Genomic DNA, 14,740 nt, shown 5'->3' on the forward strand with positions numbered 1-14,740 from the left:
CTCCCGGTTTCGGGCCCCAGCCCATTTCACATTGCCAATCTGGCTCCACTTTCCTGAACCTGCGGCAACAGCTAGTTCTGCCCGCCGTCATCATCGTCATTATCGTCGGAGTTCGTACGGCCGCGGCCGAACAGACCCCTGATAAGTGTTTCTGCCGGATCCGTGGCCTCTTCACCATTGTCATTATTGTCGCTGTCGCCGGTGTCATCCTGATTATTCCCGCCAAGACCCAGCGCGCTGCCAAGCGCGTTCCGGATGGCGTCTTCCGGATTCTGGCCATTGACCGCGCCCTGAACGGCACCTTGCAACAAGGCCCGGCCGACAACATCCCAGTCGATGCCGACGCTGGGATTGTTGAAACTGCCGCGGATTATGATCGGCACGACCACGCCCCGCAGATCCCGGTCGCCGCCTTGACCCTCAATGCTGGCGACGGCTCGCGGACGCAGCCGGTAATCCATGGTCTGACCGCCGATATCGATCGTGCCCGCACCGTCGACGCGAACCAACGGGCTGAGCAGGATCAAATCATTATTGGTGGCAACGCCATTGCTGACCGTGAATGTCCCTTCCAGCGCCGAGAAATCGGTCTGTTGCTGTTCGCCGAACCCGTCAGGAAGCTGCCGCGTTGTCAGCGCGCTTTCGATTCCCCGGATGGCCCGGGCGAGGTTCACGCCGCGGATTGCGCCATCTGCAAAAGCAAAGCTTCCATTGCCGCCAAGCGCGTTCATCAGTTCAGACTGGCTATGCCCGGATGTCAGGAGATCAATATTTATGCGGCCGGTTCCGGAAAGCCGGTCAAATCCGGCGGCTGCCTCCAGCAGGGGGCCTGCGGCGATCGACTGGAGGTTGGCCGCAATACGGAAGGACGGCGTGGCCGTCCGGTTGTTGGCAACAATCGTGGCCGTTCCGCTACCGTCGTATAAAGAAATGCGCGTCAGATTGGCTTCCAGCCTGGAATTGACCAAAGCCAGTGTGAGGGCAGCGTCCGATATCTCGATATCCTGGATTTGCAGTTGATCGACGGACAGATCCAGATTGGCATCCACCAGCCCCAGCGAGGACAGATCGATGCGTTCTTCTGACCATGGCGGCACGCCCGAGGATGAGCTCGATGTGTCCGGTGCTACGGGGATATAGCGGGTGAGATCCAGCTGAGGAACGTTCAACGCGCCGGAAAGGGATGGGCGCGCGCCCGACAGGTCGGCTGCCAAGCGCCCTGTGGCGCGAATATCATCCAGCCGGATTCGTCCATTGCTGCCGGAGGCATCAAGCGAGATCGTTTCGAGGCCACCGGACAATTGTCCCGCGAGCTCGAAGCGCTCCAGTCCATCGCCGTCCGGCAGCGGGGAGCCGGCGAAACTTGCCAGCGCCCGGATAGAGGGGATGTTGGCATTGAGGAGGCCATTATACCGTAAGTCCTCGCCAGCGGGGATGACACCATCAAAGCCCAGATCGATCAGATCACCGCCGAGATCGATGCGGGCAATGACCTCTTCTCCCTCGAAAAATCCGCGTAATGAACCCAGATAGGCGGCCAGCGTCATGGCTTCGCCATCAGCTGACAATCCGCCGCTGATTTCCAGCGGCTGATCGAGGCCTGGCATGTGGATTCGCACATCCAGCCCCTCGATCTGGCGCTCCTGTGCCCCATCCGAATAGCTGATAAATCCGTCAATGATCCGGATATCACCCAGCGATGCTTCGAAGGGCAGGGCGCCGGGACGACGGACAAATCCTTCAGATGCGGCCGGCGGCGCCTGGGCTTCATCCGTCACAGGCCCGAGCGACCAGTTATTGCGGCCGCCCCGTTGCTGGAGGCGGATGGTTGGCTCTACCAGCACGAACTCCTCGATCACGACATTGCGGGAGAGCAGAGGCCAGAGCTGAACGCCCACACGCATTTCGGCCATTTCAGCGAAGGCGGCCTCTCCGAAACCGTCCTCATTGGCAATGGTGACGTCTTTCGCCTGGATCTCGACGCGCGGAAGAATGCGCAAGCTGACATCGCCCGACAGCGTAACGTCCCGCCCGAGATTCTGACTGGCCGCCTGCTGCGCCTGATCCCGGTAGACAGATTCGGGAATAACGAAGGGCAGAATGATCGCTGCCAGTACGATCAGTACGGCGAGAAATACGACAAGGGACAGAATGCGACGGATCATAAACTCCTCCCGGCCTTCGATTCGCGGCTATTTTTCAAACGGCATTTGCGTTTACTATAGCGCCAAGAATGACAGCCGTTCAGGGGGAAGGCATGAGAATTCGAAAAATTTCGATGAATCGGCGGGATATCGTATTGGGCCTGGCCGCCGGATCGATCATTCCGGTTTCAGGTTGTGCGCAGAATGATGCGCTCGGGCGAAGCCAGCTTCAGCTGGTGTCGCAGAACCAGTTGATGTCGCTATCGCAGCAGGCCTGGACCGATGCTCTGCAGCGCGAACGTGTCTTGCGCGACCCGGGCTATAACCGGCGTTTACAACGGGTTGGCGCCAATATGGTGTCGAGTACAGGGATGACTGATCTCGATTGGGAGTTCGTTGTGATCGACTCCGATCAGGTCAATGCGTGGGTCCTGCCGAATGGCAAGGTCGCCTTCTATCGCGGTATCCTCGATATCATGGAAGAAGATGGCCATATCGCCACGGTCATGGGCCATGAAATGGGCCATGTCGCCGGGCGGCACGCTGCCGAACGGGCCAGTCAGCAGCGGGCCAGTCAGATCGGACTTCAAATTGCCGGCGCGCTATTGCAGCAGCAGGGTGTGAATTTTGATCAGAACATGGCTGCTGCGCTGGGGGCGGGCGTTACTTACGGCGTGATCTTGCCATATTCCCGTCAGCATGAGTTCGAGGCTGACCGTCTCGGTGTCGATTACATGGTGGGTGCAGGATACGAACCTCACCAGGCGATTGATTTCTGGCTCGCCATGTCGACCCTGCACCAGGATGCATCCTTCGAATTCATGTCGACGCACCCGTCTGATGAAGCCCGCGTTGACGCCATGCGCGCCCACATTGCTTCACGGGGCTACAGCTAGTCGGTCTCGCCTTCAGCGTCAGCTGCTGCCCGCTCCTCGATGAGACTGCGGGCGGCATCGACGCTGTCGACTTCCTCGACGCTATCAATGTAGCAACGAAATCCGCTTTCCGGGGTGATGTATTCCATTGCTGGCGGGCAAATGGTGGCGCTGCGGCCAAATGATGTGGTCAGTTGCACACCGAAATTCAGGTCCGGGCAGCGATTGCGGAGCGTTGCCAGGTAATGGCGGCTGGCGCCTCCGCGAAACACAACGTGCTGCCGGTCAATGACGCTATAACCATTGATGTTCGTGAGGCGCACGCACCGCGGAGCTTCTTCGCCCTCATCCTGCGCCATGACCGGAGCGGAACAGATGGCCAGGGCGGCGAAAGCTGCAATTGTCAGATACTTCATCTCGCACTCCTCCCAAAGATAGCTAGTTTGCCCTATCCCAGATGAAGCCGGACTGAATGAGCGTCAAATCAAATTCCATTGACCATGTCGCGGTCATCGGCGGCGGAATCGCCGGTCTGGCTTGTGCGTTTGCGCTGGTCAATCGCGGTGCCAAAGTCACCGTGTTTGAACGCGATCGTGCCGGAAAAGCAGCCTTGTGGGCTTCTGGCGGGATGCTGGCGGGCGTATTCGAAAGCGCCGAGGCTGATGCGATCGACCCGTTTGTCATGCTGGCGCGAAGAGGTCTGGAGCTGTGGCGCGACTGGGCGGCCGAACTGGGGGCAGAGGCGATCGGTTATCAGTCTTGCGGAACGCTTTCGCCCGCGCTCGGCAAGAAGGAGGGTGTGTGGCTCGAAGGCCTCGTGCGCTCGGCCCGACAGCAGGGATTTCGCATTGAATCGCCAGGGCCAATGCCGCCCTGGCTCAAGGCCGATGAATCTGTGCTGTTTCCGGATGATGCGGCGCTGGACAACCGCAAGCTTGGTTCTCGCCTTGTGGATCACCTGCGCAGCAGAGGCGTGGAAATTCGCGAGGGCGTCCGTATCGATGAAATCAGCAGCGACGTTGCCGGCGAAGTATTCATCAAGGCAGAGGGTGAACTGCACCGCTTCTACCGTGCTGTCAGAGCGACCGGGTATGATCCGGCGGAACAATCCTCGAATGAGTCCGCCAGCCGTGCGGTATTTCCGGTCAAGGGTCAGATGGTGTCCTTGCGGGCACCGGGGTTGCGGATCGAACACTGCGTCCGCGCGCGCGATGTCTACATTTCACAGAAAACCGATGGCCGTGTTGTCATCGGCGCAACCAGCGAGCCGCGCCGGGATGATTTGACGGTCCGAAAGAGTGCGATCAACGGCCTTCGAAAGCGGGCCGCAAAGTTGATCCCGGCCTTGCGCCAGGCAGATGAGATCGAGCGCTGGGCCGGCATCCGGCCGGCAACGCCGGATGGTTTGCCCATCATCGGTTATGGGGGAATGCCGGGCCTTTGTCTTGCGACCGGATTGTACCGGAATGGCGTCCTGTTTTCTCCGGCCGTCGCGGAGCTGGTTGCGGCTTCGGTTTTCCATGAAGGGAAACCGCCGGAAGCCTTTTCGCCCTGGCGCTTCACTTAGCATTAACGGCAAGTTAGCGGCTGGCCGGAAGACTGCGTGAAAAGCTGACTGAGTCGTTTGATGAGCACTATCTCACCTGCCGCAGAATCGACCCATGCCCTGATCGCGCGGGCATCACGCGAGACTGGCGCGGATTTCGACTTCATGGTCCGGACAGCGGCGCGCGAAAGCAATTTCGATCCGAATGCCCGGGCTTCCACGTCCAGTGCGGCTGGCATGTACCAGTTTCTTGAGCAGACCTGGCTGGCCATGATGCAGCGCCATGGCGGTGATCACGGTCTGGGCCGCGAGGCCGGGATGATCGAGCAGACCGAGAGCGGCCGTTTCAGCGTCAGTGATCCGGCCCAGCGCCAACGTATTCTCGACATGCGTTTCAATGCCGACATTGCTGCGCGCATGGCAGGCGAGCTGGCTGCGGAGAATGCGTCCATACTGGAATCGCGGATCGGCCGTCAGCCGACATCCGGAGAATTGTATGCGGCTCATTTCCTCGGGGCAGGGGGCGCCTCCGAACTGATCAATGCTGCGAGCCAAACGCCATCAGTCCGTGCCGATCAGCTTTTCCCGGCCGCTGCGGCTGCCAACCGGAATGTCTTCTATGAAGGCGGTCAGCCGCGGAATGTCCGTGACGTATTGGCTGGCCTGACTCGCGAGGAAGCCGTTTCCATTCCGTCCCGGGATGTACCCGCCAACACTTTGCCGCAAAGATCGCTACGGTTTGAATCGCCGACATTGGACCAAGCGGCACCGTTTCTGTCGCGGCGGATCGGATTGGCGGGAACGGGCGAAACATTGTCGCCCGCCGTGGTCGCAATCCTTGCTTCGCTGGATGCGCCGGGCGGACGTGATGAACGTGAAAGTTAACGTTTTAGCGGCGCATTCAAGGATTCATTAACGCGAGAGGCGGAGCCTAGTGGGTGAGGCGAATCGTATGTGTGCGATCGCTCAGAGACAGGATTAGATTCATGAGCATCTCCGCGATGCGGTCCCGGCTGACCGATGAAGACATCCGGCGTCTGGTAAAGGGCGAAAATGCCGAAGACCGGGCCTTGGCGGCGCGCAAGATCTGCCAGCGCATCGACGCGCCTGATCTGACGGCTGAGGAAAGACAGGCAGCCGATGCGATCATCATGATGATCGCGCAGGATGCGGCGACACTGGTTCGGCGCTCGCTGGCCGTAACATTGCGCCAGTCCGAGCATCTTCCGAAAGATGTTGCGATGAAGCTGGCGATGGATATCGATTCCATTGCTGTGCCGGTGATCGCGGGCAGCCCGGTCTTTACCGATGAAGAGCTTATCCAGATTGTGCGGACCCAGCCGGCCTCAAAGCAGTCCGCGGTGGCTGCACGAGAGGTGGTTTCGAAGCCCGTCGTCATGTCACTGATCGATCATGCCGATGAGACCGCGATGGGAATTGCTGCGGCCAATGACGGCGCGGAATTCGATACCGAAGCCTATGAGCGCACGATCAATCGATTTGCCGACTCGCGGAATGTTATGGATTCCTTCGTTTCCCGCTCTGCCCTGCCGATCGAGATCACCGAGAAGATTATTGCGCGTGTCAGCGACGATGCATTGCAGCGCCTGGTGCGCCGTCATGCCTTGCCGCCACAGATCGCGGTCGATCTTGCGGAGGGCGCTCGGGAGCGGGCGACGGTCGATCTCGTTGATCAGGCAGGCGTTGCGCCAGATCTGCCGCGCTTTGTAGAGCAATTGCAGACATCCGGCCGTCTCACGCCATCGCTGATCCTGCGGGCGTTGATGCGGGGTCATATCGGTTTCTTCGAGCATTCCTTGGCGCGTCTTGCGAGTGTGCCGCATTCGAAGGCCTGGCTGTTGATCCACGATGCCGGACCGCTGGGCATGAAGGCGATTTTCGAGCGCACCGGTTTGCCGCCGCGTATCCTGCCGGCTATCCGTGCTGCGATTGAAACCTATCATTCCATCGAAATGGGATCGGGTGAGGAAGGCCGCATCGTGTTCCGCCGCCGCCTCGTCGAGCGGTCGTTGACCCAGTTTCAGGGCGTTCCGGAGGAAGATCTGGAATACATCCTGTCAAGGCTCGACCAGGATGAGGCGGAAATTCAGCCGGCGGCCCTTGCCGGCTGATCTTCGAAGTCGGCGACCAGTTCAAGAACCTGGCGTTCCATCTCTTCGGCAAGCGCACGGCCAACAGGATCGTTTTCGTCCTTGATGTCCTGGCGCAAAGCGGCGCGGATGGCATTTGTATGTGCCAGCGCCAGCTTGGATGTGGCGATCGCGCGCTTTTCCGGGGTCTCGATCAGCTTTGACAATGATGCGGCCATCCGGGTGATGATCGGGAAATTGTAGGTCGTCCCCATGCCGCGCAGATCATGAGCACGGGCAAACAGCTTTTCGCCGGCTTCGCCATCGACACCCTCTGTCTGAACTCGCTTGGCGGCGTCTTCAAGCTTTGCCACTTCTGCTTCCAGCCATTCGGAAAACACATCTTTCATGTCGTCGAGCGCTTTCTCGGCACGAGCGATCGCCGCTTCGTCGACAGGACCGATGCGGCCACCCACCTTCACGCGAAGCATGTTCGGCGGTGTGATCATCTCGATGGGCTGTTGCTTGTTGGCCATGTCAGATGTCCTTCGGTTTCTATGAAGATGCAGCCAGCGCATTGCCGGCAGGGCGTTGCACGCAAGCCAGCATGCTCTCGGCGAGGTCGGCCGGCCGGAACGGCTTTGTCAATTCGGGTTCGTTCCCGCATGGCTCACAGGAAAGTCTGAGGGCCGGAACAGGCAAGGCCGAGAGATCATTGCGGCTGGCCTTGAAGCTGTCGTCAATCAGCGCGAGATCGTGATGCTGCGAGGCCAGCTGTTCGCGGGCGGAGGCTGTCGTGTCAGCGCCTGATACAATCTTGCAGCCCATGGCGCCCAGCAGCGCTTCAAGCGATTGTTGGAGCGGCCGGGAAGAACTGCAAATCAGAACGGACATGTCCAGGCTGCCGGAAAACGTTTTCATATATTCCACCCTCAAGCCGCATCTCTCTGGCGATCTTGATGAAATACGTAGCAAAAGATGCTTAACGGCGCGCTAAACGCTCAGGCGAGGAATTGCTCGATCAGAATACGCTCGCCAAGAGCCCTGCCTTCATCGAACAGCATGTGCAGGCTGACATCGTCGGCTTCTTCGATGTCGACCATGACGACATCCCTGAATTCCTGATTGTCGGCGACCGCCGAGACCGGCCGGTTTTCCGGGTCCAGAACTTCGAAGCGGACCTTGCTGTCATGGCTCAGCAGAGCGCCCCGCCAGCGGCGTGGACGAAAAGCGCTGATCGGAGTCAGGGCCAGTGCACGGGACCCCAATGGCAGGATCGGGCCGTGTGCCGAGGCGTTATAGGCGGTCGAGCCGGCGGGCGTTGCGACCATGATGCCGTCGGCCGCCAATTCCTCGAGCCGGACCCTGTCGTCGACAGAAATCCGGATCTTGGCTGTCTGACGGGTTTCCCGCAGCAGGGAAACCTCATTGATGGCGAGCGCGAAGAAGGTGTTGCCCGCCATGTCCGTCCCGGTGGCACGCAGCGGGTGGATGGACGTCTGTTCGGCGTGACGCAGATGGTCCAGCAGTCCGTCCTCGGACGGATTGTTCATCAGGAAGCCGACCGAGCCATAGTTTATGCCATAGACCGGCGTTTCCTGCCCCATTACAGCGTGCAGCGCTTCCAGCATCATGCCGTCACCGCCGACAGCGACCACCACGTCGGCTTCGCTGATGGCGCAATTGCCATACCGCTTTGCGAGGCGTTCGACGGCCTCCAATGCCTCGGGGCGCTGGCTCGCCATAAAGGCCAGTGTCGGCTTTTCAGGCAGGTCTATCGGGCTCACATATCCCTCCGGAACCGGAAGGTTTCATTCAATCGTCTGGAGCCAGCCTGCGCAAGGCATCGTGCGCTTTGCCTGGTGTGTATTTCTGAAAAACATTGGCTGCTGTCAGCATCGCATCCGACGGCAGATCACCATGAACCCGTCCGGCGCGCTGCATTCCACGAAGCACGGAGGGGAAGAGCGACTTTTCTATCCGCGCAGCACGGCAGGCGAGCGCCGTGGCTCTGACGCCAGCCATCCCGATGGCAGCCCGCCATTGCTCGACGGTAACGCCACACAGGTCAGCTATGGCATAATCAAAGAGGACAAGCTTGCCATCGGTGACAGCGCGGACAGCGACGGTACCCGTCAACTGACCGCTTGCCCCCATCTGCTCGACTAGTTTTCGGGCCTCTGATTCCTCATCGATATCACCATTGAAGATCCCGGCATCTGCGCCAATCTGGTCGAGCTGGCCCTTGGCGAGACCAAAATGGTCCTCGACCTGGGAACGCACAGCCTGTGAAATCCTTTCGGTCAGTTCGCGTACGAGTGTCGGCGAGATATCATCGCGGTCCAGCAAGGCGCGGGCGAGATCGTCATCGTCCCGCGCCATATGAATAGATTGTTCGATGGTCGCGTCCGACAGTCGCGCGGTGGAATTGTCGATCAGGGCGCGGATCACCCTGATTTCGGATTTCCCGGCCAGGGCATCGGTGACACGCAGGCCAATATGCTTCCGGTTGGCGATCTGTATTCTGTGCTCCTCGCTGCCGTCTTCAGCCAGTTCGATCAGATCGTCCGTTGCCAAGACCGGACTTTGGAGGATGACCGATTTGGCAACAACCGGCGCGTCGAATGCCAGGAAACGGACGATGCCACGCGGTGCCCAGGCACAATTTGCGAGACGCGAGGCCATCGTGATGCGCACCGACTCCTCGACCTTGTTGGCCAGCGCCAGCAGAATGTCGTTTGCCAGCGGCTCGGTCCTGTTGGTCAAAGGTTTCGCGACGCAGATATCCGTGACACCCAGCGCGAGTGCGGCGCGGCTGGCGGGGTCCCGCACGCGTGCGAGACTGGTCAGGGCTCTGCCGATATCGCTCATTGTCCTGCCGTTTCGGCCCAGAGTTTCCGATCATTGAATGTCAGTGCTGACGGTTCAGGGTTTATGCCGGGTTAAGCGCTGGCCACACCTCTGCGATTGACGCAGCGGTTGAGAGGTTCAATTTTAGGGCAAAAGGGAGGATGTCATGGACGATCAGTCGACACCCAGCGTGAAAGATGTGGTTTCAGAAGAAGAGTGGAAGGCGCGTTGCGACCTTGCTGCGCTCTACCGGCTGGTGCGGATGCATGGATGGGATGATTTGTTCTTCACCCATATTTCCATGCGGGTGCCGGGACCGGACGAGCATTTCCTGCTCAATCCGTTCGGGTTGCTGTATGAGGATGTGACGGCATCCAATCTTGTGAAGGTCGATCTTCAGGGGAATGTCCTGCCGCCATCGACCTATGGGATTAATCCAGCCGGCTTCACCATCCACTCGGCCATTCACGCCGCCCGTCCGGACGTGAAAGTGGCGTTGCACCTGCACACCGACCAGGGTGTGGCGGTCTCGGCGCAAAAGCGTGGCTTGCTGCCCATTTCGCAGACTGCGATGACCATTCTGAATGATGTGACCTATCACGATTACGAAGGCATCGCGCTTATCGAAGACGAAAAGGCGCGGCTCGTCGCCGACCTGGGCGAGAAGAATTTGATGATCCTGCGCAATCATGGCACTCTATCTGTAGGTGCAAATGCATTTCAGGCCTATCTAAGGATTTTCAATCTCGAGCGGGCCTGCAACATGCAGATCATGGCGCAATCGGGCGGGGCCGAGTTGATTGAATGGGACCAGGACAAACAGGATCTAGTTTTCTCCCAGGCCAACGAAGGGGTCACCAACGAGTTCTTCGCCGAAATCGCCTGGGCCGCTTTGCTGGACCGGGTTCGCCGGGAATCGCCTGGCTTCGATCAGTAGTCCTTTTTTTCATACTGGCGGCGCCGGCCGAGGCCGGTGCCTGGCCGCAGGACAAAGGCCGGGGATTGATCATCTCCGGCCTTTTGCTGTCCGGCGCAGATTATCTGATCGACGCAGATGGTGACCGGCAGGCCGGACTTTATTTTTCGAAATATGAATCCTCCATCCACGCGGAGTACGGGCTCACCAGCCGCTGGACGGTCGTGCTACAGCTGGCGGTTCAACAAATCAGTCAGGACAATAACGGCGCAGCCGATACGGCGTCCGGTCTGTCGGCCAGCCGGATAGGCCTGCAGGCTCGCGTCTGGCAACACGACCGCTGGGTTGTCTCTGTTCAGGGTTCGGCGGTCATCCCCGGCGGCGGCGAGAATGTCGCCGACCGGCCTCTGGGCGACGGTGCGAATGGCGTCGAGATCCGCGCGCTGGCGGGACGGTCCATCAGCAATGCCGGATTTGCGGATATCCAGTATGGCTACACGCTGCGCAGCGATGACTATCCGTCCGAACAGCGCCTTGATCTGACGGCAGGCTGGCGGTTGGCGGATCGCTATTCCGTTATGCTCCAGTCATTCAACACAATCAGCGGTGCCGACCGGCAGCGGAATAACAGGTCTTTTTCACAGCATAAGCTTCAGTTGAGCGCCGGTATCCGTATCCGCAATGGCGAATTGGTCGTCGGTGCCTTTACCACGATTCATGGGCGCAATTCGATAGACGAATCCGGCTGGACGGTCAGCTGGTGGCGGCGCTTCTAGTCGTCTTCAGCCGCGGTCTCGTGCAAGAGATAAGCGATGACATTGCGCCGGTCTTCTTCCTCGCGCAGGCCAACAAAGGACATGCGGTTGCCGGGCAGGAATTCCCGCGGATTGGCCAGCCACTCATCAAGCTGTTCTGGTGTCCAGATGAAACCGGCGCCCGAAAGAGCATTCGAATAATTGAAATTGTCCGCTGAACCGGCCTCGCGGCCGAACAGGCCGTAAAGATTCGGACCCACGCGATGGCTGCCATTCTGATCAAGCGTATGACAGGAACTGCAGCGCCGGAACTGACGCCGGCCGGCGTCATAATCAGCGGTATCGTACGGTGCGGGCAGCGCTGACAAATCAACCGAAGGCGGGGGCGCTGGCGGCGCAGTTTCATCTGACGCATTGCTGACAGAAGCGGCGGGTTCAGGGGCAATCGCAGTTGCGCCTGTATCCTCGCCAGAGCCTGAATTTCCGCAAGCTGCCAGGAGGCTGGCCATGAAGGCGGTTGCTATCCAACGCATTGGCGGTCTCCCGTTCGAATCGCTATGGAAAATAGAGGATAATCCAAGGGTTTCCAGCCGTGCTGCATTGGCGGGTTCGTCTCGTATGCGATTTGTCTCATATTACGGTGTCTAAACCACGCTGAATTGGAATGGGGCTCTTCATGATCCGGTCTGTTCTTGCATTGATGATTGCGTTTCCGGCTGCGGCGTTGGCACAAGTCGACCAGTCGGTCGGAGATTTCGAAGACCTCTTCCGTCAGTTCGAAGGCGAAGTCTGGCCGACACCGGATGAAATCCGCCCGGCGCATGGCGCACCCGGCCCGGATTATTGGCAACAGCAGGTCGACTACGACATTGATGTCAGCCTGAATGAAGATCAAAACCGAGTGATCGGCGGCGCGCGTATCACCTATACGAACAATTCGCCCTATGAGCTGGAATTCCTCTGGTTCCTGATGGACCAGAACCGGTTTCGCCGGGACAGCTGGGGCAATCTGACGTCGATCGTCTCCGAGACCGACCAGGTCAGCCAGAGCCAGGCCCATGCGATGATGCGTTATCGCGAATGGGAAGGTGGCTTCAATGTGTATGCCCTGACCGATGAACGTGGCGTGCCGATGGATTACACCATCGTCGATACGTTGATGCGGATTGATCTCGACGAACCGCTGGCGTCCGGCGACTCAATCTCTTTCTCGATTGCCTGGGATTACAATCTGGTCGAGGAAAACGTCATTCGGGCGCGTGCCGGTTATCAGTGTTTCGAGGAAGAGATCGAGAACGGCGACTGCATCTACCTTGTGGCGCAATGGTTCCCGCGTGCTGCTGCTTTCACCGATTATGAGGGCTGGCACAATCTGGCCTTCCTCGGCAGTGGCGAGTTCACGCTGGAGTTCGGGAATTACGAAGTCGACATCACGGTGCCGGCGGATTTCATCGTTTCGGCAACCGGAGAGTTGCAGAACCCGGAAGAGGTTCTCACCGAGGCCCAGCGCGAACGCCTCGCAACGGCCATGACGTCGGAAGAGCCGGTTTTTATCGTTACTCCAGAAGAGGCGCTGGAGAACGAACGCGAGGGAACGGCCGCGACGGCGACCTGGCGTTTTGCTGCCACGAATGTACGCGACTTTGCCTTTGCCGGCTCCCGGAAGTTTATCTGGGATGCGCTGGGCGTTCAGCAGGAGGGAGAGGGCGATGCGCCGGACGTGGTTCTGGCCATGTCCTTCTATCCCAACGAGAATGAACCCATCTGGTCAGCCTGGTCCACCCGCGTGATCGAACATACGCTGGATGTCTATTCCGGTTTTTCCTTCCCCTACCCATACCCGACGGCGCAGTCCGTTTCCGGTCCGGTGGGCGGAATGGAATACCCGATGATTACTTTCAACGGTCCGCGTACGGTCCGCGACGAAGATGGCAACATCACCTATTCCCGCGGCACCAAGCGCTTCCTGGTTGGCGTGATCGCGCACGAGATCGGACATATCTATTTCCCGATGACCGTGAACTCGGATGAACGTCAGTGGGCCTGGATGGATGAGGGGATCAATTCTTTTCTCGATTACATGGCGCAGCTGGCCTGGGAAGAGAATTACCCGTCCACGGAAGCCGAGCCAGATTCCATTATTCCCTACATGATCTCTGAAGATCATCAGCCGATCATGACCCAGCCGGACTCGGTTCGCAGGCTGGGGCCGAATGCGTATGCCAAGCCGGCAACGGCGCTGGTCATTCTGCGTGAGACCATTCTCGGCCGCGAACTGTTTGATGAAGCCTTCCGGACCTATTCGCGCCGCTGGCGCTTCCGCAGGCCGACGCCTTATGACTTTTTCCGCACAATGGAAGAAGTGTCAGGCCATGATCTCGACTGGTTCTGGCGTGGCTGGTTTTACTCCACTGACCATGTCGATCTTGGAATCTCCAACATCGTCCAGGGCACAATCAATACCGAAGATCCGGAGATTGAAAACGCGCTGGAGCGCGAGGAAGCCAACGCTGTTGAATCGATGACGGTGCGCAGCAATCGGGAGGCCGGCTATCGCACCTATTCAGAGCGCAATCCCGAAGTGCGTGACTATTACACGATCAATGACGCCCACACGGTGACCGAGCGCGAGCGTGAAGCCTATGAGCGTCTCGTCGCCGATCTGGACGAATGGGAAGCGGAATTCCTGAATTCCGGACTGAACCTCTATTTCATGACCTTCCGCAATGATGGCGGGGTGGTGATGCCGGTTATTCTGGACATCACTTTCACCGATGGAGAAACCGAACATGTGCGCATCCCGGCACAAATCTGGCGCCGTCATCAGGATGAGGTGATCTGGCCGTATCTGACGGAGCGCGAGATCCTCCGGGTGGAACTGGATCCGCTGCATGAGATTGCCGATGCCGACCGCAGCGACAATGTCTTCCCACCGCAAATCCAGCGTTCGCGGATCGAACTCTATCGCTCGTCGTCTTCCACCAACATGCTTCAGGACCAGGACCTGACTGTGGGGCAGGGCTCTCTGGAGACGCGCCCTGAAAATGAAGGGGATGATGATTGATGCGCATCGGCTGGCTGGCTGCAGGACTGTTTCTTTTCCTGACCATTGGGCCAGCCAACGCTCATCGCGTGCATGAAGCTGTGACGGAAATCCGTTTCAACGAGCGGACCTCGGAAGTGGAGATCGTGCACAGGCTTTTCGCGCACGATTTGGAATTTGCCATGGTCGAGGCGGGTATGAGTGAAGACACCGTGCCCGGCAGTTCAGAGTGGAATGCAGCTGCCGATGATTTCCTCAGCGCGGCCTTTTCCTTCGGCATGAATGGTGAGATCCGGGAGCCGGATTTTGTCGGGCTCGAGCTCGAGGGCCGTTTCGTCTGGGCATATTATGTGGTCCCGGCGCAGGAGGCCTATTCGGAAGTGGCCGTCGATAATCGCCTGATGATGAGCAGTTTCGAGGATCAGGCCAATCTGACCAATGTCTTCTTCGGAGAGACAGTCCGCACCGCGTCCCAGACGCCACAAAATGCCGATTGGGCCATTCTGACGCCCTGAGAAATA

The 14,740-nt window shown here is 59.1% G+C and carries 15 protein-coding genes; 8 read left to right on the top strand and 7 right to left on the bottom strand.

Features of this window, described 5'->3' with window-relative positions:
- Positions 1-71: 71 nt before the first annotated feature.
- Positions 72-2,165, bottom strand: coding sequence for an AsmA family protein (locus V0U79_RS12425; RefSeq protein ID WP_330199837.1), 2,094 nt, complete (start codon positions 2,163-2,165; stop codon positions 72-74).
- Between the two features lie 92 nt (positions 2,166-2,257).
- Here V0U79_RS12425 and V0U79_RS12430 point away from each other — a divergent pair, with 92 nt between their 5' ends.
- Positions 2,258-3,040: a M48 family metallopeptidase gene (locus V0U79_RS12430; protein WP_330199838.1), complete on the top strand. Its 783-nt coding sequence runs from the start codon at positions 2,258-2,260 to the stop codon at positions 3,038-3,040.
- Here the strand turns inward: V0U79_RS12430 and V0U79_RS12435 are convergent.
- The gene (locus tag V0U79_RS12435) at positions 3,037-3,435 is read right to left on the bottom strand and encodes a DUF6491 family protein (RefSeq protein ID WP_330199839.1); all 399 of its coding nucleotides are present in this window, start codon (positions 3,433-3,435) and stop codon (positions 3,037-3,039) included. The genes V0U79_RS12430 and V0U79_RS12435 overlap by 4 nt on opposite strands.
- 56 nt (positions 3,436-3,491) lie before the next feature.
- On the opposite strand from V0U79_RS12435, the gene V0U79_RS12440 reads away from it, so the two are divergent.
- From V0U79_RS12440 to spbR, 3 genes are all read left to right on the top strand, one after another.
- Positions 3,492-4,586 carry an NAD(P)/FAD-dependent oxidoreductase gene (locus V0U79_RS12440; protein WP_330199840.1) on the top strand — a complete coding sequence of 365 codons (1,095 nt, stop codon included), beginning with the start codon at positions 3,492-3,494 and terminating at the stop codon, positions 4,584-4,586.
- Between the two features lie 60 nt (positions 4,587-4,646).
- The gene (locus V0U79_RS12445) at positions 4,647-5,450 is read left to right on the top strand and encodes a hypothetical protein (RefSeq protein WP_330199841.1); all 804 of its coding nucleotides are present in this window, start codon (positions 4,647-4,649) and stop codon (positions 5,448-5,450) included.
- Positions 5,451-5,551: 101 nt separating this feature from the next.
- Positions 5,552-6,697: a SpbR family protein gene (spbR, locus tag V0U79_RS12450; RefSeq protein ID WP_330199842.1), complete on the top strand. Its 1,146-nt coding sequence runs from the start codon at positions 5,552-5,554 to the stop codon at positions 6,695-6,697.
- Here the strand turns inward: spbR and V0U79_RS12455 are convergent.
- The 4 genes from V0U79_RS12455 to V0U79_RS12470 all read right to left on the bottom strand — a co-directional run bounded on the left by V0U79_RS12455 (position 6,673) and on the right by V0U79_RS12470 (position 9,526).
- Complete coding sequence (locus V0U79_RS12455) at positions 6,673-7,191, bottom strand: Hpt domain-containing protein (protein ID WP_330199843.1); 519 nt, start codon at positions 7,189-7,191, stop codon at positions 6,673-6,675. The two genes, spbR and V0U79_RS12455, sit on opposite strands and share 25 nt — an antisense overlap.
- 19 nt (positions 7,192-7,210) lie before the next feature.
- A complete protein-coding gene (locus V0U79_RS12460) occupies positions 7,211-7,576 on the bottom strand; it encodes a hypothetical protein (protein ID WP_330199844.1) in 366 nt (121 codons plus the stop codon).
- Between the two features lie 80 nt (positions 7,577-7,656).
- The gene (locus V0U79_RS12465; protein WP_373696474.1) at positions 7,657-8,433 is read right to left on the bottom strand and encodes an NAD kinase; all 777 of its coding nucleotides are present in this window, start codon (positions 8,431-8,433) and stop codon (positions 7,657-7,659) included.
- Between the two features lie 37 nt (positions 8,434-8,470).
- Positions 8,471-9,526: a DUF2336 domain-containing protein gene (locus V0U79_RS12470; protein ID WP_330199846.1), complete on the bottom strand. Its 1,056-nt coding sequence runs from the start codon at positions 9,524-9,526 to the stop codon at positions 8,471-8,473.
- 145 nt (positions 9,527-9,671) lie between these two features.
- On the opposite strand from V0U79_RS12470, the gene V0U79_RS12475 reads away from it, so the two are divergent.
- Positions 9,672-10,442 carry a class II aldolase/adducin family protein gene (locus V0U79_RS12475; RefSeq protein WP_330199847.1) on the top strand — a complete coding sequence of 257 codons (771 nt, stop codon included), beginning with the start codon at positions 9,672-9,674 and terminating at the stop codon, positions 10,440-10,442.
- A gap of 65 nt (positions 10,443-10,507) precedes the next feature.
- Positions 10,508-11,197 (top strand): hypothetical protein, encoded by a 690-nt coding sequence (locus tag V0U79_RS12480; RefSeq protein WP_330199848.1) that lies wholly within the window; start codon positions 10,508-10,510, stop codon positions 11,195-11,197.
- Here the strand turns inward: V0U79_RS12480 and V0U79_RS12485 are convergent.
- Positions 11,194-11,709 carry a c-type cytochrome gene (locus tag V0U79_RS12485; RefSeq protein WP_330199849.1) on the bottom strand — a complete coding sequence of 172 codons (516 nt, stop codon included), beginning with the start codon at positions 11,707-11,709 and terminating at the stop codon, positions 11,194-11,196. The two genes, V0U79_RS12480 and V0U79_RS12485, sit on opposite strands and share 4 nt — an antisense overlap.
- Before the next feature lie 143 nt (positions 11,710-11,852).
- On the opposite strand from V0U79_RS12485, the gene V0U79_RS12490 reads away from it, so the two are divergent.
- Together V0U79_RS12490 and V0U79_RS12495 are read left to right on the top strand one after the other, a co-directional pair.
- Positions 11,853-14,240, top strand: coding sequence for a M1 family metallopeptidase (locus V0U79_RS12490; RefSeq protein WP_330199850.1), 2,388 nt, complete (start codon positions 11,853-11,855; stop codon positions 14,238-14,240).
- Positions 14,240-14,734 carry a DUF6702 family protein gene (locus tag V0U79_RS12495; RefSeq protein ID WP_330199874.1) on the top strand — a complete coding sequence of 165 codons (495 nt, stop codon included), beginning with the start codon at positions 14,240-14,242 and terminating at the stop codon, positions 14,732-14,734. Before V0U79_RS12490 ends, V0U79_RS12495 begins: the two co-directional genes overlap by 1 nt.
- Positions 14,735-14,740: the final 6 nt, after the last annotated feature.

Origin of the sequence: Hyphobacterium lacteum, assembly GCF_036330345.1 — a bacterium.
Classification (GTDB): domain Bacteria; phylum Pseudomonadota; class Alphaproteobacteria; order Caulobacterales; family Maricaulaceae; genus Hyphobacterium; species Hyphobacterium lacteum.